Origin of the sequence: Sedimentibacter sp. B4, from assembly GCF_000309315.1 — a bacterium.
In the GTDB taxonomy this organism is placed as follows: Bacteria; Bacillota; Clostridia; order Tissierellales; family Sedimentibacteraceae; genus Sedimentibacter; species Sedimentibacter saalensis.
Map to the genome: position 1 here is coordinate 1 of NZ_CANG01000616.1, position 355 is coordinate 355.

Genomic DNA, 355 nt, shown 5'->3' on the forward strand with positions numbered 1-355 from the left:
TCCGCCAGTAGCCCGTCTCGGTGTGCCGCGGTTGGCCCTCGATCCAGGTTCGCTGGACGAAGTGCAGGAACGGCTTGCCGGTGTCGGTGAAGGTGATCTCGTCGGTGTAGGCGAAATCCGTGATCGTCGGGTAGCAGCCGGTGCCATCGCCGCGCCACGTGCCGACCAGACGAGCCAGGCCAGTTTCGAGTGCCATGGGTCTCACTGTGCCAGAGCAGGGAACCTCGGTGCGAGAGGCTCGAAGTTCGCCGGCGGTGACACGCCGGGGGAGGACTGGGCGCATCCTGGCCCGCTCATCCTGAGCGCCGTCATCCTGCAGATCATCCTGCCCACTCCGAACGACTACAACGCTTCC

General features: G+C 65.6%; 1 protein-coding gene. It reads right to left on the reverse strand.

Annotated features, from left to right (window positions below; translation table 11 throughout):
• A partial coding sequence (locus BN358_RS23970; protein WP_157593489.1) for an FABP family protein occupies positions 1-196 on the reverse strand: 196 nt, incomplete at its 3' end.
• Positions 197-355: the final 159 nt, after the last annotated feature.